Genomic DNA, 18,620 nt, shown 5'->3' on the forward strand with positions numbered 1-18,620 from the left:
GTCGTCGGCCCAGAGCCGCCAGGGCCGCGGCTCGTAGGCGTCCCTTACCGCCGCCGCGAGTGCGGCCTCGCCCTGGGCCGTGGCGGGGAATCGGCCGAGCACCGGCTCGGCGAGCGAGCGTAGTCCGGCGTCGTCGTCGCGCAGGGCGAGCTCGTCCAGGGCCCAGGCCCAGTTGGCGCCGGTCGCGGCGTACCGCCGCAGGAGCACGAGCGCGTCGTCGCGCCCGTAGGACGCGAGGTGGCCGAGCACGGCGAGCGCGAGGCCGGTGCGTGAGTCGTCGGTGTCGAGGTGGTCCTCGGGGTCCCACAGGTGCCGCTCGATCTCTTCGGTGCCGCCGTCGAGATCGAGGTACAGGCGTGCGTAGTAGAGGGAGCGGTTCTCGACCTGCCAGTCGTGACGCGGATCGCTCAGGACGCAGTGGTTGAGGGCCGCGAGTGCCTCGGGGCGCGGTGCGGCGAGTGCGTGGAGCGTGCCGTCGCCTCGGCCCCTCTGCAGCAGGCCGAGCAGGGTGCCGCTCGGCGCTATGAACGGATCGAACATGGGGAAAGCCTCACATCAAGCTGTCGACGCGACCGGGACTGTGCTGTTCCGAGTGCCGGGTGGGCACTATGCCGCGCAGCAACATGATCGGCCGATCGCCGTCGTCTGCCTGGTGCTCATCTTCCTCTGCCTCTCGTCGGTGGTCCTGAGCGGACCCGCGACGTCATGATGACCCAGCCATTTCGCCGACGCGACCACATTTACGGCGCACCGGTCATCCGGCGCCCCCGAGCGCGTCTCAGCGGGCACCGAAGAGTTCCAGCAGGTCGTCCTTGCCGAACATGCGCGCGGTGTCCAGCGCGGAGGGCGTTCCGGCGGCGGGATCGGCCCCTGCGGCGAGGAGTGCGTCGATCACGGCCCGCTCACCCTTGAAGACGGCTCCGGCGAGGGGGGTCTGCCCCCGGTCGTTGGCCCGGTCCGGGTCGGCGCCCCGGTCGGCGAGGGCGCTCACGGCGGGTGCGTGCCCGTGGTAGGCGGCGAGCATCAGGAGGGAGTCGCCCCGGTCGTTGGTGAGGTTCGCGGGCACGCCTGCGTCGACGTAGGCGGCGAGTGTGTCGGTTTCGCCTCGGCGGGCCAGGTCGAAGACCTTGGTCGCCAGCTCGACCAGCTCGGGATCGGGGGTTTCGCTCATCGGACGGACCGCCTTTCAGGACTGTGACGGCCGTTGCGGCCTGGCCCGGTGACCAGGACGGACCGGCCGGTGGGGGTTACGGCTCGGGGCCGTACGGGTGAATCGACAGGGTACTGCTCCGGGCCTGGCCCGAGCCTGCCCGGACGCGGCGGAGGATCACCCCGCGGGGCGGACCTTCTCCTGGGTACAGCGGTCCCCGGAACCGCGTCTGGCGCGCTGGAACCACTTTTCGACCGCCGTTCAGGTGAAATCGACCCCTCATCACCCGATTGCACCTTTTATCGTATTGATACATCTTGTGATGCTGGAAGTACTCATGGTGACTGTCCCCCTCAACCAGGAGAACCGCTCATGATCCTCTCCATCTCGGGCGTGGTACTGCTCGGCATCATCGTCTTCCTGTTCTTCAAGAAGGACGGGCTCAAGGCGTCCCACGCCCTCATCTGCGCCCTGTTCGGCTTCTACCTGGCCGGTACGGCGATCGCGCCGAGCATCACGGCGGGCGGGGCGAGCCTCGCCGGCATGCTGAGCGGGATCAAGTTCTGACGCCTCACGACCGTTCCCACAACTCCAGGAGACCGACGTGGCCCGGCGACCACTCCCCCGCATCCTGCGCAGCGGCAGCGCTTCGATCACTCGCAGCCGCGAGATGGCGCGCACGGCCGCCGACAGCGCCACCGACGTCCTCCATCCGCTGATCACGGTCACCCGCGGTCTGGGACTGCTGGCAGGAGCAGGGCGGCAGCGATGGGCCGCCACGCCCATGGACCGGCGCGGACACGTGCTGTTCCTCGCCGCGGCCTGCGTCCTCGTGGTGGCGCTCATCCCCTACGGGCCGCTGCTGGCCCTCGTCACGGTGATGGGCGCCGCCGCGTGGAGGGGCCGGGAGCGCACCCCCGCGGGGGCCGGCCCCGGCGAGGCCGGAGCCGCCCGGCTCCAGTCGCTGTACGAGGCGCTGGTCCCGCACTTCTGCGCGGCCGAGGACCCCGATCCGCTGTTCTCCCACGGCGGCGACTGGGAGAAGGCCTTCGGCACGTCGTACGCGTTCGACGGCGACGGCCGCCTCACCCGGCTCCGGGTGGACTACCCCGCCTACTTCCCGGACGGCGACCCGGCCTCGCGCGCCCGCGTCGAACACGTCCTGCACGCCAAGTGCGGCCGCGGCCGCGAGTACCACTTCGCGTGGAACGAGGAGGACAACCACCTCCTGATGACGGTGCTCGACGCGCTGCCCACCACGATCGCCGCCCAGCGCTTCGTCACCGCCCCCGGGGAGACCGTGCTCGGCTTCACCGACGCGGACGCGGTCCGGCGCACCGTCCCGGTGCGGGACGGCGACGCGACCCGGGACGCCTCACCGGTGGTCTGGCGCACCGGCGCCCGCTCCACCGAGCCCCACCTGCTCGTCGTCGGCCACCCCGGCAGCGGCACCACGACCCTGGTCCGCTCCCTCGCCCTCCAGGCGCTCCAGAACGGCGACGTCCTCGTGGTGGAGGGCGGCGGCCACGGCGAGTACGGGTTCCTCACCGGGCGTGAGGGCGTCCTCGCGGTGGAGTGCGGGCTGGCCGGGGCCCTCGCGACGCTCGAATGGGCATCGCACGAGACCGAGCGCCGGCTCATCGCCACCGACCGCGCCCGGGCGGCCGGCCACCCCGAACCCGAGGACGTCAGGCGTCCGCTGTGGATCCTGCTGGACCGCCCGAGCGCACTGGGGCACCTGGCGGCGGCCGACGGAGGGCGCGACCCGCAGGAACTGCTCCAGGTACCGCTGCGGCACGGGCGGGCCGCCGGTGTGACGGTCGTCGTCGCCGACCACTTCGACGCCCTCGACGCCCTCTCGGACGCGGTACGGACCCACACCCGGGCCCGGGCCGTCCTCGGCCCCGCGACCCTCGAGGAGGTCGAGGCGGTGCTCGGCGGCCGGCCACCCACCACCCCGACCCCCGACGTGCCGCCGGGCCGCGGCTACACCAGGCTGGGCACCGGGCCCGTGCTGCGGTTCCAGGTGCCCGCGACCCCTGACCCGTACGACGACGCCACCGGCGAGGCGCACCGGCAGGCGGTCCTCGACCTGCTGCCCGGTGCCCCGGGGGCGGCGGCGGACGAGCCGGCGAAGGACCTCGGAGCCGCCCCGGCCGCGGTGGAGCGCGACGCACCCGAGGACGACGCCGTCCCGGCCACACGCCCGGACGCGGGCACCCTGGTCGCCGCGCCGGCCGCCGCCGAGGGGTGAGGCGGAGGCTCAGGCCACGAACGTCCGGGGTACCTCGGCTCCCGCACCCGCCCCGGAGCCCACCAGAGCGGCGGCCGCGGCGAGCCGGAGGGCCGCCTCGTCCGCCACCGGGCCTCCCACGGTGAAGGGGAGCCGCACGTAGCCCTCGAAGGCTCCGTCGACACCGAACCGGGGCCCGGACGGCACACGTACGCCGACCCGCTCCCCCGCCACGGCCAGCCTCGACCCGGACAGGCCGCCGGTGCGCACCCAGAGGGTCAGCCCGCCGCGCGGAACCTCGAACTCCCACTCGGGCAGCTCCCGGCGCACGGCGCGCACCAGGTCGTCCCTGTTCTCCCGGGCCTGTTCGCGGCGGAGGGCCACCGCCTGCTCCCAGCCGCCCGTGCGCAACAGCCAGTTGATGGCGAGCTGCTCCAGGACCGGCGTCCCCATGTCCGCGTACGCGCGAGCGGCGACGAGGCTCCGGATGACGTCCGGCGCCGCTCTGACCCACCCGATCCGCATACCGGCCCAGAATGCCTTGCTCGCCGACCCGACGGTCAGCACCGTGCTGCCCGCCGGGTCGAAGGCGCAGACCCTGCGCGGCATCTCGACATCGGCGTCCAGGTGGAGCTCGTGCATGGTCTCGTCGACGACCAGGACCGTTCCGGCGGAGCGCGCGGCCTCCACCAGGGCCCGGCGCCGCTGCTCGTCCGCCAGGGCCCCGGTGGGGTTGTGGAAGTCCGCGACGACGTAGGCGAGCCGGGGCGCGGCGTCCCGCAGGACCTGCCGCCAGCGGTTCATGTCCCAGCCGCCGAGGCCCTCCTCCATGGCCACGGGCACCAGCCTGGCGCCCGTCTCCCGCATGAGCTGGAGGATGTTGGCGTAGCTGGGCGACTCCACGGCGATGCGCTCACCGCGTCCGGCGAACAGGTGGCAGATCGCGTCGATGGCCCCCATGGCACCGGTGGTGACCATGATCTGTTCGGGCATGGTGGGGATGCCGTGCCCGGTGTAGCGCTCGGCGATCATCTGCCGTAGGGCGGGCAGCCCGGCCGGGTAGTCGCCGTGGGTGTGCGCGTAGGGCGGGAGTTCCTCCAGCGCTCCCTGGACGGCCCGGGTCAGCCAGGGCTCCGGGGCGGACAGCGAGGCGCAGCCGAGGTCGATCATCGAACCGAGGGACTCCGGCGGCAGGGGTTCCAGGCCCCGGGCGGGCAGCGGGTTGCCCGCGGGGACGGCCGTCCAGCTGCCGGCGCCCCGCCGTGACTCCAGGAAACCCTCGGCCCGCAGCGCCTCGTAGGCGGCGGCGACGGTCGTGCGGCTGAGCGACAGGGCCAGCGCGAGCTCGCGTTCGGCGGGGAGCCGTGCGGCGACCGGGACCCGGCCCTCCAGGACGAGCAGGCGCACGCCGTCGGCGAGCGCGCGGTAGGCGGGGGGCTTCCGGCTGCCCGGCGCCGCGGGCCGGGGCTGCTGCGCCCGGAGCTGGCGGGCGAGCTGACCCGCGCCGACGGTCGAAGTCCACTGGGCCATGGAAATCAGTCCACCTTCCTCGGATTGGCTGTAGTTGAATGCCAATCTCCCGCCACAGAGTGACATGCAGCAGTCCACCATCACCACACAGGGGGCACCACTTGTCCGATACCACCGCGCGGAGCGGGACACGCCTCCCCCGGCGGCTGAGCTGCCTGTACGCGGGGCTCGCCCTGTACGGGGCGAGCTCGGCGCTGCTGGTGCGCGCCGGCCTCGGACTGGAGCCGTGGGGCGTGCTGCACCAGGGCCTCTCCGAACGGACGGGTATCTCGATCGGGGTCGTCTCGATCGGCGTCGGGGCGGTCGTCCTCCTCCTGTGGATCCCGATCAGGCAGCGCCCCGGGCTGGGGACGGTCTCCAACGTCTTCGCCGTCGGCATCGCGATGGACGGCACGCTCGCCGTCGTGCCCGACGTCCACGGGCTCCCGGCCCAGGTCCCGCTCATGGCCGCCGGCATCGTGCTGAACGGCGTCGCCACGGGCCTGTACATCTCGGCCCGCTTCGGTCCGGGGCCCCGTGACGGCCTGATGACCGGCCTGCACCGCCTCACCGGGCGGTCCATCAGGCTGGTGCGCACGGCGATCGAGGTCGCCGTCGTGGTGACCGGCTTCCTCCTCGGTGGCTCCCTCGGCGCCGGCACCGTGCTCTACGCCCTGGCGATCGGGCCGCTCGCCCAGTTCTTCCTGCGCGTCTTCGCCCTTCCGGCGGAGGAGGGCGGCGCTCCGGGAGGTACCGGCCCGGCGCCGCGGGAGGCGATACTTCCGCGGTGACCTCTGCGCTCCATCCCTATCTGGACCATCCCGCACCCCTCGCCTTCGCCCACCGCGGCGGGGCGGCGGACGGGAGGGAGAACACGGTGGCCGCCTTCAGGCGGGCCGCCGACGCGGGCTACCGCTACTTCGAGACCGACGTGCACACCACGGCGGACGGCCGCCTGGTCGCGTTCCACGACCCGACCCTGGACCGGGTGACGGACGCCCGGGGCCGGATAGCCGACCTGCCGTGGAGCGAGGTGAGCCGGGCCAGGGTGGGAGGCAGCGAACCGCTGCCGCTGTTGGAGGACCTGCTGGAGGAGTTCCCGCGAGCCCGCTGGAACGTGGACGTCAAGGCGGCCACCGCGCTGGTCCCGCTCGTCGAGCTGATCCGCAGGACGGACGCCTGGGACCGCGTGTGCGTCGGGTCGTTCTCCGAGAGGCGGGTGGCCCGCGCGCACCGCCTCGCGGGCCCCCGCCTGGCCACCTCCTACGGGATGCGCGGAGTGCTGGGCCTGCGGCTGCGCTCCTACGGCATCCCGGCGGCGCTGCGCGCGGGTGCGGTGTGCGCCCAGGTGCCCGAGAGCCGGAACGGCATCCGGATCGTCGACCGGAGTTTCGTGCGGACGGCGCACGCACGCGGGCTCCAGGTCCATGTCTGGACAGTCAACGATCCCGATCGGATGGCGGCCCTCCTGGACCTCGGGGTGGATGGCATCATGACCGATCACATCGGGACGCTGCGCACGGTGCTGAGCGAACGGGGCGCCTGGTCCTGACGCGGGCCCGCCGCGTGCGCGGGGGACGAGCGAGGGAGGCGTGGTGTGAGCACCGGTACCGCGGGAACGGCCGATCCGGAGCAGCGGCCCACGGAGGCCGCGGACCGCAGGCGGGAGCAGCGCGGCTGGTACTTCTACGACTTCGCCTGCTCCGTCTACTCCACCAGCGTGCTCACCGTCTTCCTCGGCCCCTACCTGACGTCGGTGGCCAAGGCCGCCGCCGACGCGGACGGTTACGTGCATCCGTTCGGGACAGCCGTGCGGGCGGGTTCGCTGTTCCCCTACGCCGTGTCGGCGTCCATGGTGGTGGCCGTGCTGCTGATGCCGCTGGTGGGCGCGGCCGCGGACCGCACGGGGCGCAAGAAGCCGTTGCTCGCGGCCGCCGCGTACACGGGTGCGACGGCGACGGCCTGCATGTTCTTCCTGGACGGGCAGCGCTATCTGCTGGGGGCTTTCCTGCTCGTCGTCGCGAACGCGTCGATATCCGTGTCGATGATGCTCTACAACGCCTACCTGCCGCAGATCGCCACCCCCGAGGAGCGCGACGCGGTCTCCTCGCGCGGGTGGGCCTTCGGGTACACCTCGGGTGCGCTGGTGCTCGTCCTGAACCTGGTCCTCTACACGGGCCACGCGTCGTTCGGCCTGTCCGAGTCCGACGCGGTGCGCGTCTGCCTCGCCTCGGCCGGTGTGTGGTGGGGTGCCTTCACCATGGTGCCGCTGCGCAGGCTGCGCGACCGCCGGGCGGCCCCGGGCGGCGAGGGCGCGGTGGGCTCCGGGTGGCGCCAGCTGGCGGCGACCCTGCGCGACATGCGCCGCCATCCCCTGACGCTCGCCTTCCTGCTCGCCTACCTGGTGTACAACGACGGCATCCAGACGGTGATCTCCCAGGCCTCGGTGTACGGCTCCGAGGAGCTGGGGCTCGGCCAGACGACTCTGATCACCGCGGTGCTGCTCGTCCAGGTGCTCGCGGTGGCCGGAGCCCTCGGCATGGGGCGGCTCGCCCGGACGTACGGCGCGAAGCGCACGATCCTCGCCTCGCTGGCCGTCTGGACCCTGATCCTGGCCGCCGCCTACGTGCTGCCCGCCGGCGCGCCGGTGTTCTTCTACGCCCTGGCGGCCGCGATCGGCCTGGTGCTGGGCGGCAGCCAGGCGCTCTCGCGCTCGCTGTTCTCGCACCTGGTGCCGCGCGGGAAGGAGGCGGAGTACTTCTCGGCGTACGAGATGACCGATCGGGGACTCAGCTGGCTGGGCCCCCTGGTCTTCGGAATGGGCTACCAGCTCACCGGGAGCTACCGGGACGCGATCCTGTCCCTGGTCGTCTTCTTCGCGCTCGGTTCCGTGTTGCTGGCACGGGTGCCCGTACGGGCCGCGGTGGCCGCCGCGGGCAACGCCGTTCCGGCCAGGATTTAGGTGTTGAAGTGAAAGGCCGGTAGTGTACGCCTTTGGTCTGTCCGGAGGACCGTTACTGCGTGGGGATGAAGCCGAACCGTTGGGTGACAACTTCGACCACAGGTGACAAACCGGGCACCGGTGGGTACTCAACCCAGACCAAGCAGCGGCACGACGGGCGACGCATGACCGGCAACGGGAATCTTTACCGCCGACCGGACGTTGACCGGATGACGACGACAGCGACACCTGTCCTGTGGGCGACAAGCCCGGGAGGCACGATTCATGAGTGAGCGAGCTCTCCGCGGCACGCGACTCGTGGTTACCAGCTACGAGACGGACCGCGGCATCGATCTGGCCCCGCGCCAGGCGGTGGAGTACGCATGCCCGAACGGACATCGTTTTGAGATGCCGTTCTCGGTAGAGGCGGAGATTCCGCCGGAGTGGGAGTGCAAGGCGTGCGGCGCCACGGCACTCCTGGTGGACGGGGATGGCCCCGAGGAGAAGAAGGGCAAGCCTGCGCGTACGCACTGGGACATGCTCATGGAGCGGCGCACCCGCGAGGAGCTGGAGGAGGTGCTGGCCGAGAGGCTGGCGGTTCTGCGCTCCGGAGCCATGAACATCGCCGTGCATCCGCGTGACAGCAGGAAGTCTGCCTGACCGCACAGCACAGAGCACAGAGCAAGAGCCGCGGGCCGTGACACAGAACGTGTGTCACGGTCCGCGGCTCTTCGCGTGTCCCCCAGACCGCCTCTTCGCGTGTCCCGCGGTACGGGCTCCCCGCGTGCCCATCCGTCCCCGCTCCTCGCGCCCTTCCCGGGGTGGGGGCTCCGTCGGCCCGCCTCTCCCCCGGCACGGGTCGGCCCGCCGTCGGCGCGGCGCACCGCCGTGCTCAGGGGGCCAGGGGCGGGCGCGGGCCGCCCGGGCTGTCGTCGGGGCGGTCGGATGCCGGGGCGCCCTCCTCCCGGACGACCTCGCCCTGGACGACCTTCCCGTCGGGCCGGCGCATGCGGGCCTGCTGGAAGGCGTCCGAGAGGGTGCCGGGCGCTGTAGCGCGCATCCGGCGCTCCAGCGAGCGCTCGGTGAAGCGGCCGAGCACCGAGCGGACGGGAGGCAGCAGGAGCAGGAGCCCCGCCGCGTCGGAGATCAGGCCGGGGATCATCAGCAGGAGGCCGCCCAGCATCAGCAGGCCGTTGCCCTCGCTGCCGGCCGGGGCCGCCACCGGGTCGCCCGGGGCACCGGGCTGCCCCGGCGTCCGCTGCAGCGTCTCGGACAGGTTCCGGAAGGCCCTCCGGCCCGCCCGTTTGATCACCGTGGCGCCGAGCACGGCTCCGCCGACGAGGATCAGCAGCACGGTGAAGCCGTTCGCCGCGCCTGCCACGACGATCAGCAGCCAGACCTCCAGCACCAGCCAGGCCGCCAGGCCGAGCGGCAGGAGGGTGCGCGCCCGTGAGCGCCGTGGACGGTTCTGGGGCGGTGTGCCGGTCGTCATGCTCCCAGTGTGCCTGTCCGGCCGTGGGCACGGCGTAAGGGGGTGATCATGGGATCGCCCGCCCGGGAGGCCGGAGCGCGGCTCCCGGGGGCCGTCGGCGGCGGCGGAGGTCTACCGGGTGCGACTCAGGAGTTCTTACGGCCCAGCACCTTGTTGGCCCGCCCGGTGATCCCCCAGCCGGTGACCCGCCACAGGGCCTCGACGAGGATGTCGCGGCTCATCTTGGAGTCGCCGATCTCCCGCTCCATGAAGGTGATCGGCACCTCGACGACGTGGTAGCCCGCCTCGACGGCCCGCCGGGCCAGATCGACCTGGAAGCAGTACCCCTGCGAGGCGACCTCGTCGAGGCCGAGGCCCTCCAGGGTCGGCGTGCGGAACGCGCGGTAGCCGCCCGTGACGTCCCGGACCGAGAGGCCGAGCAGCATCCGGGAGTACATGCTGCCCCCGCGGGAGATCATCTCCCGGTGCTTGGGCCAGTTGACCACCCGGCCACCGGGGACCCACCGCGAACCGAGGACCAGGTCGGCCCCCTTGAGCGCGGTGAGGAGCCGGGGGAGCTCCTCGGGCTGGTGGGAGCCGTCCGCGTCCATCTCGACCAGGACGCCGTACTCGTGCTCGGTGCCCCAGCGGAACCCCGCCAGATAGGCGGCGCCGAGTCCTTCCTTGCCCTCGCGGTGCAGCACGTGCACGTGGCCGTCCGCCGCCGCGAGCTCGTCGGCGACCTTGCCGGTGCCGTCGGGGCTGTTGTCGTCGGCGACCAGGATGTCCGCCTCCGGGACGGCGGCGCGCACCCGGGCGACGATCAGCTTGACGTTCTCGGCCTCGTTGTAGGTCGGAATGATCACCAAGACCCTGCCGAGCGGGCCGAACTGCCTCTGACCGCCGTCGTTCACTACTGCCCCTTAAAGTCCGTACGCAGGTGCACACCATATCCAGCACATCGCGGCCGGACTCCTGCACGGTCACGAGCCGGTGCCTCGCGGACCCCGGCCCGACCGGACAGAAGGACGGAACTGCGGACAGATCTGCGGATGGGGGCCCGGCGTCCTTCGGGCCGACCTGGGACCCGCTGGCTGCGGGTCGACCGAAAGCCGTTGTCTACTGAACCTCCGGGCCCCACCCGGGTCGCACCTGCCGTCCGGACGAGACCTTCCCTCGCACCCGGGGCGCGGGCGCTGAACCTGGCTGTCAGTGGTGGTGCGCCGGTGCGGCACACCACCCCGTGACCCAGCGGCGTTCGACGACTGCGTGGAGGTCTGACCGGTCGGACGTCCAGTGGTGGACCCGGCAGAACCTACCGGCCGGTGGGCGCTCCCTGTCAACAGCTGTGCGACCTGCGGTTTCCGCTCGAAGGGGCAGGTCAGTGCCGGGGGTGCCCGGCTCGCCCGGGAGTACGCCCGCCTTCGATCGGCGGTACGGAAGGTGCCGACGTCACTCGTTCGGCCTCAGGTGGACGGTACGTCCGGCGACCACCGTGCGCAGGCAGACCGGGAGTTCGGCCCCCGGCGTGAGGTCCGGCAGGCCGGGGGTGCCGGAGCGGGGGTCGGTGGACCAGCGGGAGACCCGGTCGTCGGGCGCCTGGACCACGAGTTCGCCGGTCCGCCAGACGGCGTAGTCGGCGGGGGCTCCGGGCACGAGGATCCCCGCGTCGTCGCGCCCGACGGCCCGCCAGCCGCCCCGGGTGTGCGCGGTGAAGCCGGCCCGCACCGAGACCCGGTGCCGGGGCGTCCGGTGGAACGCCGCCGCCCGTACGGTCCCCCAGGGATCCAGCGGGGTGACCGGGCTGTCCGAGCCGAAGGCGAGGGGCACGCCGGCCCGCAGGAGTGCCGCGTACGGGTTGAGCGTCGCGGCCCGCTCCGCGCCCAGGCGTCGGGCGTACATCCCGTCCGGGCCGCCCCAGGCGGCGTCGAAGCCGGGCTGGACGGATGCGGTGAGGCCGAGTTCCGCGAAGGCGGCGATCGTCTCGGGGGTGAGCATCTCGGCGTGTTCCACCCGGTGGCGCGCCGCGCGGACGCGTGCGAGACCGAGGGTCTCGGAGGCGGCCCGCACGCCCGCGACGACGGCGGAGACCGCCGCGTCACCGATGGCGTGGAAGCCGGCTTGCAGGCCCGCTTCCGTGCAGGCCGTGACGTGTGCGGCGATCCGGCCCACGTCCAGGTGGGCGGTGCCGTCGTGCGGCGCGTCGGCGTACGGCTCGTGCAGGAAGGCCGTGTGCGAGCCCAGGGAGCCGTCGACGAACAGGTCACCGGCCGCTCCGGCGGCGCCGAGTTCGCGGATGCGGCGGGCGCCCTTCGCGTCCTCGATCCTTTCGGCCCAGTAGCCGAAGACGCGGGGGCCGGGGTGCTCGGCGGCGAGCCGCAGCAGCCCGGTGAAGTCCTCCTCGTCGGAGATGTCGGGACCGGCGCACTCGTGCACCGTCCCGATGCCGAGCGACGCCGCGTGCGCCAGGGCGGCGCGCTGGGCGTCGGCACGCTGGGCGGGTGGGACGGCGCCGTGGGCGGCGGAGCGCACCGCGTGGTGGGCCGCGCCGGTCAGGGGGCCTTCGGGGTGGTAGCCGGGCAGCGCGGTGACGCCGGGGACGAGGTCCAGCAGGGCCGTCGTGACCACCGCGGAGTGGACGTCCACCCGGGGCAGGTAGACCGGCCGGCGGCCGGCCGCCTCGTCCAGTTCGGCGCGCGAGGGGGGCCGCTGTTCGGGCCACCGCGTCGCGTCCCACCCGTGGCCGAGGACGACCCGCTGCGCGGCGTGCCCGTTCGCGTACGCACGCACCCGGCCGAGTGCCTCGGCGAGGGTGTGCGCTCCGGAGAGGTCCAGTCCGGTGAGGGCGAGCCCGGTCGAGGTGGTGTGGACGTGGGAGTCGGTGAAGGCCGGGGTGACCAGAGCCCCTTCCAGGTCGATCACCTCGTCCACCCCGCCGGCGAAGGCGTCCGCCGCCCCCTCCGATCCGACCCAGGCGACATGGCCGCGTTCGACGACCATCGCGGTCGCGAACGGGTCGGCGGGGCTGTGGACGTCTCCACCGCGCAGCAGCACGGTGCGGTCTTCGCTCTGGGGGGCGGTGCTCTCGGTCATGGGACCAGTCTCGCGCCTGCCCGGCCGGCGCGTGCCCGCGCCCCCTCCCACGGGACGCCGGGTGCCTCAGACGCGTGGCGGGCGGGCCTCGTAGGGGGTGGAGAGGACGACGGTCGTGCGGGTGGAGACGCCGGCCAGCGAACGGATGCGGGTCAGCAGGTGCTCCAGCTCCAACGGGCTGGCGACCCTCACCTTGAGGATGTAGTTCTCGTCGCCGGCGACACTGTGGCAGGCCTCCAACTCCGGTACGTCGGCGAGCCGTTCGGCGATGTCGTCGGGGGCGCTGGGGTCGAACGGCTTCACCGAGATGAACGCGGTGAGGGGCAGGCCCACGGCCTCGGGGTCGACGACCGCGGCGTAACCACGGATCACCCCGCGCTGCTCCAGCCTGCGGACGCGCTGATGAACGGCCGAGGTGGACAGGCCCGTGGCCTTGCCCAGGTCGGTGTAGCTCATCCGCCCGTCCCTGACGAGCAACTCCACGATCTGACGGTCCAGCTCCTCCATGCGGATCAACCTATGCCCCGGCCGGGCCCAGGCACAGCCACGAGGCCTTCGTGGGGGCACCTTCGAGCGGCATGTGACCAATACCACATACCTACGCGCCGGTAGCCGACGGACCCGCGATTACGGCCCGCCCCCCACGGGAAGTGCTTGCTGTGGCCGAGGCCGTGGCGCCTGGCCGGCCCATCCGAGGGGGGAAACATCCCATGCAGAGCATCAGGCTCACCGGACGCACCGAACCGGATCCCGTGGAGTACGCCGTCTCCGACGAGGACACCGCTTTTGACGCGTACGACACGTTCGAGATGTACCGGGTGATCTGCCCGGACTGTGCGCAGCCGATCGCCCTGCTGCCGGATGAGGACGTCCTGCCCGAGCACGCGCTGTGCCCCACGCCGTGGAATCCGTTCGTCCTGACCGTGTGCGCCGGTACGAGCCGCTCGGCTGCCGAGGCCCGGCCGGCCGACGAGACGCTGGAGGTCCAGGAGCAGGAGACGGCGCTGCTGCTGACGCTGCCTCAGGGGTTCGACTGGCGGATGCAGCCCTTCTCGCACGCCGGCGGGCCCGGCTCGCGGCCCCTGCGTGTCCCGCCGATCAGGCGTCAGGCGGCCTGAGCCCCCGGTCCGGGCGGCGCCGACCGCGTTCGTACCCGCGACTGCCGGCCGGCGAACGCGGTTCCCGGGGAACGGGCGCGTGAGCCGGCCGGACGGCGACGAGGGGCCCGGTCCCGGCGTCGGCCGGCCACCGCGTCCACGACCGGCACACCGGCTCCACCGTGCGGTGCCGCGCCGTCGGGAGAGCGCGGGCCGGTCCCTGCCGGGCCGCCACGACCAGGAGTGGGACCCGGTCATGACGACGCCCGTGCGGTCCGACCGGCCCCGGAGGGTCAGCGCGTCTCGGGACCCGCGAGGTGGCGGGCGATGACCATGCGCTGGATCTGGTTGGTGCCCTCGACGATCTGGAGCACCTTGGCCTCGCGCATCAGCCGCTCGACGGGGAAGTCGAGGGTGTATCCGTAGCCTCCCAGCACCTGGACCGCGTCGGTGGTCACCCGCATGGCCGCGTCGGTGCAGAAGAGCTTCGCCATCGCCGCCTGCCGTGAGAACGGCAGCCCGGCGTCGCGGCGCCGTGCCGCCTCGAGGTAGAGCGACCGGCCGGCCTCGATCTGGGTGGCCATGTCGGCGAGCATGAAGCGCAGCCCCTGGAAGTCCGCGACGGGACGGCCGAACTGGCGCCGCCCGGTGGCGTAGGCGACCGCCTCGTCCAGGGCCGCCCTGGCCACGCCGATGGCGCAGGCGGCGATTCCCAGCCGCCCGGAGTCGAGGGCGGACAGGGCGATGGCGAAACCCTGCCCCTCGTCCCCGATGCGGCGGTCCCCGCGGACGCGTACGCCGTCGAAGTGCATCTGCGCGGTGGGCGAGCCCTTCATGCCCATCTTCTTCTCGGGCACGGCGGCGGTGAGGCCCTCGGCGTCCCCCGGGACGAGGAAGGCCGTGATGCCGCGGGGTCCCTCCACCCCGGTACGGGCCATGACCGTGTAGAAGTCGGCGATGCCGCCATGGGTGATCCAGGCCTTGGTGCCGGTCAGGACCCAGTCGTCACCGTCCCTCACCGCCTTGGTGCGCAGCGAGGCGGCGTCCGAGCCCGAGGACGGCTCGGAGAGGCAGTAGGCCCCCAGCAGGCCGCCGGCGAGCATCGAGGGGAGGTGGGCGGCGCGCTGCTCCTCGGTGCCGTATCCGGCGAGCGCGTGGCAGGCGAGCGAATGGACGCTGACGCCGAGGCCGACGGTGAGCCGGGCGGCGGCCAGCTCCTCCAGCACCTGGAGGTAGACCTCGTACGGCTGGTCGCCGCCTTGGTACGCGGAGTCGTACGGCAGTCCGAGGAGGCCGGATTCGGAGAGCAGGGTGAAGACGGCGCGCGGGAAGCGGCCCGCTTCCTCCTCCTCCGCCGCCCGGGGTGCGATCTCCTTGGCGACGATGTCGCGGACGAGCTCGACCAGCTGCCGGGACTCCTCGGTGGGCAGGCGGCGTTCCACCGGCTGCGGGGCACTGTCGGACATGACGGCGCTCTCCTCCCTGTCGGGCGTTGCGGCGGTCGCACGCGCGGGGTGTGCGCGGCGCCGCCGGGTGGTCCCGGGCGTCCCCCGGAAAGGTGTGGATCCCAGCCGATCCTGCCCTGCTCGGATCACGAGAGGCGCTGGCCAGCGGCTGTGGCGGGTCGAGTATGCCCGATCGGAGCGCTCCCGTCACCGGGGGCAAGCAGCCGGGTCTCCCTGGAAGTTGGTCCACTCCCTCGGCCCGACCGCTCCGGTGCTCCCTCGGCCGGCCCGCACTTGATCGTTTCCGTACCGGCCAGGACCGGCCGCACCCCGCGTGCGGCCCTCCCCCGCGACGGGTCACCACGAACGGCTTTCACCACGCCCGCGCCCACGGAGTGCGTTCACCGCTTTCGCCTCGACGGCGCGCCGCGTGGCCCTGCGCGTCACCACCGCGGGCACCTCGCCGCCGGCAGCGCGCCCGGCGGCCGCGCACGCCGGACCGCGGAGGCCGCCCCCACAGGCGTCGGTGCACGGGGACGGGGGTCTCGGATACGTGACCGGCCGGGGGGTGCGTACGAGCCCCGTGGCCGCGTCAGGAACGCGGACGTGGAAACCCAGCCCCGGCGGCCGGACGCGACGCGACACCGGACTCGTCGCCCATCGGCCACGCCGTCGGTTCGACGCGGGTCGGCGCCCCTCCCTCGATGCCGCCTGCGCCGCCGACCGCCGTCGCGGTGGGACGGGTCGCGGGATCCCGGAGAGTCCGGGCGGCGCGCTGTCCAGGGAGCTCGGCGGCGACACGGCCACGGTGATCCGGTGCCACCCGCTAGGGCCGGCCGTAGCGGGTAGACGTACGGCACGGCGGGTGCGCGGCCCCGGGCGGGGGCCGTAGGGGCGCGGGGTGCCGGGCGGGCGCCCCGCGCCTCCCCCGTCGGGCCCCGTGGGCCCGTCCCCGTCTCGGGGGACGGGCGGCTGTCACATCAGGCCTGCCTGGGTGACGAACATGGCGAGGACGACGACGAGGGTCCAGCCCAGGATGTGCTCCAGCAGCTTCGGCCCGTTGTCCGGGCCGCCGGTGCGGGCGCGGCGTGCGTTGCGGGCGCGGCTCAGGATCTCAGCGGCAGTCGCGGTCATGGCATCTCGCTCGGTCGTTCGGCAGGGGTCCCCCGTGACCCGACCACAGTGCCAGCGGGACGGCCGACGCGGTAGAGACGCAGGTCACTGCGGTCGGGAGGCCGGGCGGCGCGCGGCCGGCCCGGATGCCCGCGGCCACGCGGGATCCGGGCCGCACGGAGCGGTGTGCCGGGGAGCCGGCTGTGCCGGACGCCACAGCGCCACCGGGGCGCGGTGGGGGCGTGCCCGGCCGGTCAGGCCAACCCGAGCGACCGCAGGACGAGGTGCCGTGCCGGGGAGAGGTCAGCAGGCCAGAAGAGGTAGCAGACGCCTCCGGTACCGCTCCTGACCTTGCCGTTGGCGTCGTACCGCTTCGTACGGAGCCAGATGTTCTCCCATTGGCGCCGGCGGTAGACGTGGCGGACCGCGTCGTTGTCCGGGGAGGCCGGGTCGTTGGCGATGACGTCGCCGTCGGCCGTGAAGCCGACGACGGTCATCAGGTGGCCGGACGTGCCGTAGCCGGCGCCCGTCAGTTCCTCCTTCAGGAAGGACTGGGACGTGATGACCGGGATGCCCACGCGGACGAGCCGCTCCACGTCGGTGAGCGAACCGAGGCGGGTGACGACCGCGTTCATGTCCTTGTAGGTGGCGGCGTACGCGGCGTTGAAGGGCCAGTTGCCACAGCCCTCGTACTGGTGGTCGAAGGTGTACCGGGCCGCGTGGCAGACCTGCGGGTCGGCGATTCCCGGCTTCACCCAGGCGAGGTCCTCGGCGGTGGGCCCGCGGCCCCAGTACTCGACGATCATCTGGGACGACGTGGGGCTGCACCAGGCCTCGCCCCCGTTGTCGTACTCCGGGTACTGCCCCACGTGGACGTTCTGCGAGTAGCGGGGCACCACCAGCTCCCGGGCGATCCCGGGCGTGCTCGGGTCGACGGTGAAGCGGTCCGGGACGTCCGAGGCCATGGCACCGACCCGGTGGACCGTCGGGGTGAGCCCGCTGCCCGGTGTCCGGTACAGGGTGAGCCGGAGCCGGTGGGCGACCAGCCGGAGCCCGCTCGCCGCGTCGTCCACCGCCAGGGTGTCGGTCCAGACCGTGCTCCGGCCGTCGGTCTGGTCGTCGACCGACGTCCGGCGGATGTCGGTGTCGCCCGCCGCCCACCGCCCCATCACGTACCAGGGGGTGTCCGTGCCGTCGGAGTAGCGGCCCTGGAGTTCGGCCTGGATCCAGGTGCCCGCCGGTGTCCGGGCGTTCCAGGAGGCGATCACCTCGGTCGCCCGGACGGTCGAGCGGTGCAGCGGCGAGGTCCAGGTCGCGTACTCCCACGTACCGGTCGTGCCGGTGTGCGGGTCGGTGTACTCGGTGGTGCCGGCGGGGGCGGCGATCACCAGGCCGGGCCGCCGTCCGGCGACGGCGCGGGTTCCGGCCGCGGCGCCGAAGCGCCAGTCGGTGTACGTGCTCCAGAAGCGGTTGTCCACGAGCGAGCCGGCCGCCGGTGTCGTAGGGGTGCGGGAGGAGGCCGCCGCGGGGCCGGCGGAGGCCGCCGTGCCCGCCCCGGCCGCTGCCGCGAGCGCGGCGGTGAGCACGGTCCTGCGTGTGGTCGGTCTGGTCATGGGCGAGACCCCCGGTCGTGGGCGGATTGGGGCTGCGGGTGCCGATCGGTGCGCCAACTATCGCGGGTGGGAACCGGTTCCTGCCAGCGATTCGGGCCGTGCCGCCGGAGCAATATTGGTCTGCGCCACTGGAGGCAACCGGGGGCGGACGCGGCGCGGGTACCGCCCCGTCGCGCCACCCCGGACCGCTGCCCGGCCCCGGCGGCCGAGCCGGCTCTCGTAGGCTGGGGGCATGAACGACCTGGCGGACCACGCGCGCCGTCTGCGCGCCCTGCCACCCTCCTGCGGGCCCGCGCGGATCATCGCCGTCGACGGCCACGCCGGTTCCGGCAAGACGACCTTCGCCGGCCGGCTCGCCTCCCGGCTCGGCGACGCGCCCGTACTGCACCTGGACGACCTGGCCACCCACGAGGAGCTCTTCGGGTGGACGGACCGCCTGCGGGCGCAGGTCCTGGAGCCGCTCGCGCGCGGGGAGGCCGCGCGCTACGCCCCGTACGACTGGACCGCCCGGTGCTTCGGGACGGTACGAACCCTTCGGCCCGCGCCCGTGGTGCTGATCGAGGGCGTGGGCGCGGGCCGGGCCGCCGTGCGGCCGTATCTCGCCGCCCTGCTCTGGCTGGAGGGGGACACGGAGCGGTCCTGGCAGCGGGGCAGGCGGCGCGACGGGCCGGCGCTGGCGGAGTTCTGGGACGGCTGGACCGTCGCGGAACGGCGCCATTTCGCCGACGACCCCTCACATCCTTTCGCGGACTGGGTGATCCGCCAGGAGCCGGACGGGTACGAGTGGCTGGAAGGGCCCCGCGCGACAGCGGGGGCGAGTCAAAACCTCACGGAGAGTGAAGGATGAGGGCGGCCTTGCCGGTCGATGGGAAGTCGTACCGGAAGTGCCTCAACTCGGCTTGACCGAGGGGCCGTACAGGTCTTACGTTCTCATTGTGCGGCTTTTCGGAGCCCC

At 73.4% G+C, this 18,620-nt stretch carries 17 protein-coding genes and 1 pseudogene; 8 read left to right on the plus strand and 10 right to left on the minus strand.

The window, feature by feature from the left end:
* Positions 1-540, minus strand: a pseudogene (locus ABZ371_RS01605) (HEAT repeat domain-containing protein); the annotation flags it as partial.
* A gap of 238 nt (positions 541-778) precedes the next feature.
* Positions 779-1,171, minus strand: a complete 393-nt coding sequence (locus ABZ371_RS01610) for an ankyrin repeat domain-containing protein (RefSeq protein ID WP_358672569.1) — start codon at positions 1,169-1,171, stop codon at positions 779-781.
* A gap of 351 nt (positions 1,172-1,522) precedes the next feature.
* Here ABZ371_RS01610 and ABZ371_RS01615 point away from each other — a divergent pair, with 351 nt between their 5' ends.
* Together ABZ371_RS01615 and ABZ371_RS01620 are read left to right on the plus strand one after the other, a co-directional pair.
* Complete coding sequence (locus tag ABZ371_RS01615) at positions 1,523-1,717, plus strand: hypothetical protein (protein ID WP_031084656.1); 195 nt, start codon at positions 1,523-1,525, stop codon at positions 1,715-1,717.
* A 37-nt stretch (positions 1,718-1,754) separates the two neighbouring features.
* Positions 1,755-3,404, plus strand: a complete 1,650-nt coding sequence (locus tag ABZ371_RS01620; protein WP_358672570.1) for a hypothetical protein — start codon at positions 1,755-1,757, stop codon at positions 3,402-3,404.
* Between the two features lie 9 nt (positions 3,405-3,413).
* On the opposite strand, the gene ABZ371_RS01625 is transcribed toward ABZ371_RS01620, so the two are convergent.
* Positions 3,414-4,913, minus strand: coding sequence for a PLP-dependent aminotransferase family protein (locus ABZ371_RS01625; protein WP_358672571.1), 1,500 nt, complete (start codon positions 4,911-4,913; stop codon positions 3,414-3,416).
* 101 nt (positions 4,914-5,014) lie between these two features.
* Here ABZ371_RS01625 and ABZ371_RS01630 point away from each other — a divergent pair, with 101 nt between their 5' ends.
* The 4 genes from ABZ371_RS01630 (at position 5,015) to ABZ371_RS01645 (ending at position 8,493) form a co-directional block, all read left to right on the plus strand.
* The gene (locus ABZ371_RS01630; protein ID WP_358672572.1) at positions 5,015-5,683 is read left to right on the plus strand and encodes a hypothetical protein; all 669 of its coding nucleotides are present in this window, start codon (positions 5,015-5,017) and stop codon (positions 5,681-5,683) included.
* Positions 5,680-6,444 (plus strand): glycerophosphodiester phosphodiesterase, encoded by a 765-nt coding sequence (locus tag ABZ371_RS01635; RefSeq protein WP_358672573.1) that lies wholly within the window; start codon positions 5,680-5,682, stop codon positions 6,442-6,444. The genes ABZ371_RS01630 and ABZ371_RS01635 overlap by 4 nt, the downstream gene beginning before the upstream one ends.
* A 45-nt stretch (positions 6,445-6,489) precedes the next feature.
* Positions 6,490-7,854, plus strand: a complete 1,365-nt coding sequence (locus ABZ371_RS01640) for an MFS transporter (protein ID WP_358672574.1) — start codon at positions 6,490-6,492, stop codon at positions 7,852-7,854.
* Positions 7,855-8,118: 264 nt separating this feature from the next.
* The gene (locus ABZ371_RS01645; protein ID WP_014044757.1) at positions 8,119-8,493 is read left to right on the plus strand and encodes an RNA polymerase-binding protein RbpA; all 375 of its coding nucleotides are present in this window, start codon (positions 8,119-8,121) and stop codon (positions 8,491-8,493) included.
* A gap of 232 nt (positions 8,494-8,725) precedes the next feature.
* Here ABZ371_RS01645 and fxsA read toward each other — a convergent pair whose 3' ends face one another.
* From fxsA to ABZ371_RS01665, 4 genes are all read right to left on the minus strand, one after another.
* Positions 8,726-9,325 (minus strand): FxsA family membrane protein, encoded by a 600-nt coding sequence (gene fxsA, locus ABZ371_RS01650; protein ID WP_358672575.1) that lies wholly within the window; start codon positions 9,323-9,325, stop codon positions 8,726-8,728.
* Between the two features lie 125 nt (positions 9,326-9,450).
* Positions 9,451-10,218: a polyprenol monophosphomannose synthase gene (locus ABZ371_RS01655; protein ID WP_358672576.1), complete on the minus strand. Its 768-nt coding sequence runs from the start codon at positions 10,216-10,218 to the stop codon at positions 9,451-9,453.
* A 538-nt stretch (positions 10,219-10,756) separates the two neighbouring features.
* Positions 10,757-12,397 carry an amidohydrolase gene (locus ABZ371_RS01660; protein ID WP_358672577.1) on the minus strand — a complete coding sequence of 547 codons (1,641 nt, stop codon included), beginning with the start codon at positions 12,395-12,397 and terminating at the stop codon, positions 10,757-10,759.
* 66 nt (positions 12,398-12,463) lie between these two features.
* Entirely contained in the window at positions 12,464-12,904 is a 441-nt protein-coding gene (locus ABZ371_RS01665) for an Lrp/AsnC family transcriptional regulator (protein ID WP_358672578.1), read from the minus strand.
* A 203-nt stretch (positions 12,905-13,107) separates the two neighbouring features.
* Here ABZ371_RS01665 and ABZ371_RS01670 point away from each other — a divergent pair, with 203 nt between their 5' ends.
* Entirely contained in the window at positions 13,108-13,515 is a 408-nt protein-coding gene (locus tag ABZ371_RS01670; protein ID WP_358672579.1) for a hypothetical protein, read from the plus strand.
* Between the two features lie 272 nt (positions 13,516-13,787).
* Here ABZ371_RS01670 and ABZ371_RS01675 read toward each other — a convergent pair whose 3' ends face one another.
* From ABZ371_RS01675 to ABZ371_RS01685, 3 genes are all read right to left on the minus strand, one after another.
* Positions 13,788-14,960 carry an acyl-CoA dehydrogenase family protein gene (locus ABZ371_RS01675; protein WP_358672580.1) on the minus strand — a complete coding sequence of 391 codons (1,173 nt, stop codon included), beginning with the start codon at positions 14,958-14,960 and terminating at the stop codon, positions 13,788-13,790.
* Positions 14,961-15,914: 954 nt separating this feature from the next.
* Positions 15,915-16,073 (minus strand): SCO1431 family membrane protein, encoded by a 159-nt coding sequence (locus ABZ371_RS01680; protein WP_358672581.1) that lies wholly within the window; start codon positions 16,071-16,073, stop codon positions 15,915-15,917.
* Between the two features lie 233 nt (positions 16,074-16,306).
* A complete protein-coding gene (locus ABZ371_RS01685) occupies positions 16,307-17,665 on the minus strand; it encodes a peptidase C39 family protein (protein ID WP_358672582.1) in 1,359 nt (452 codons plus the stop codon).
* Between the two features lie 232 nt (positions 17,666-17,897).
* On the opposite strand from ABZ371_RS01685, the gene ABZ371_RS01690 reads away from it, so the two are divergent.
* Complete coding sequence (locus ABZ371_RS01690; protein WP_358672583.1) at positions 17,898-18,512, plus strand: hypothetical protein; 615 nt, start codon at positions 17,898-17,900, stop codon at positions 18,510-18,512.
* The last annotated feature ends 108 nt before the right edge of the window (positions 18,513-18,620 follow it).

The organism is Streptomyces sp. NPDC005899 (genome assembly GCF_040629645.1).
Classification (GTDB): domain Bacteria; phylum Actinomycetota; class Actinomycetes; order Streptomycetales; family Streptomycetaceae; genus Streptomyces.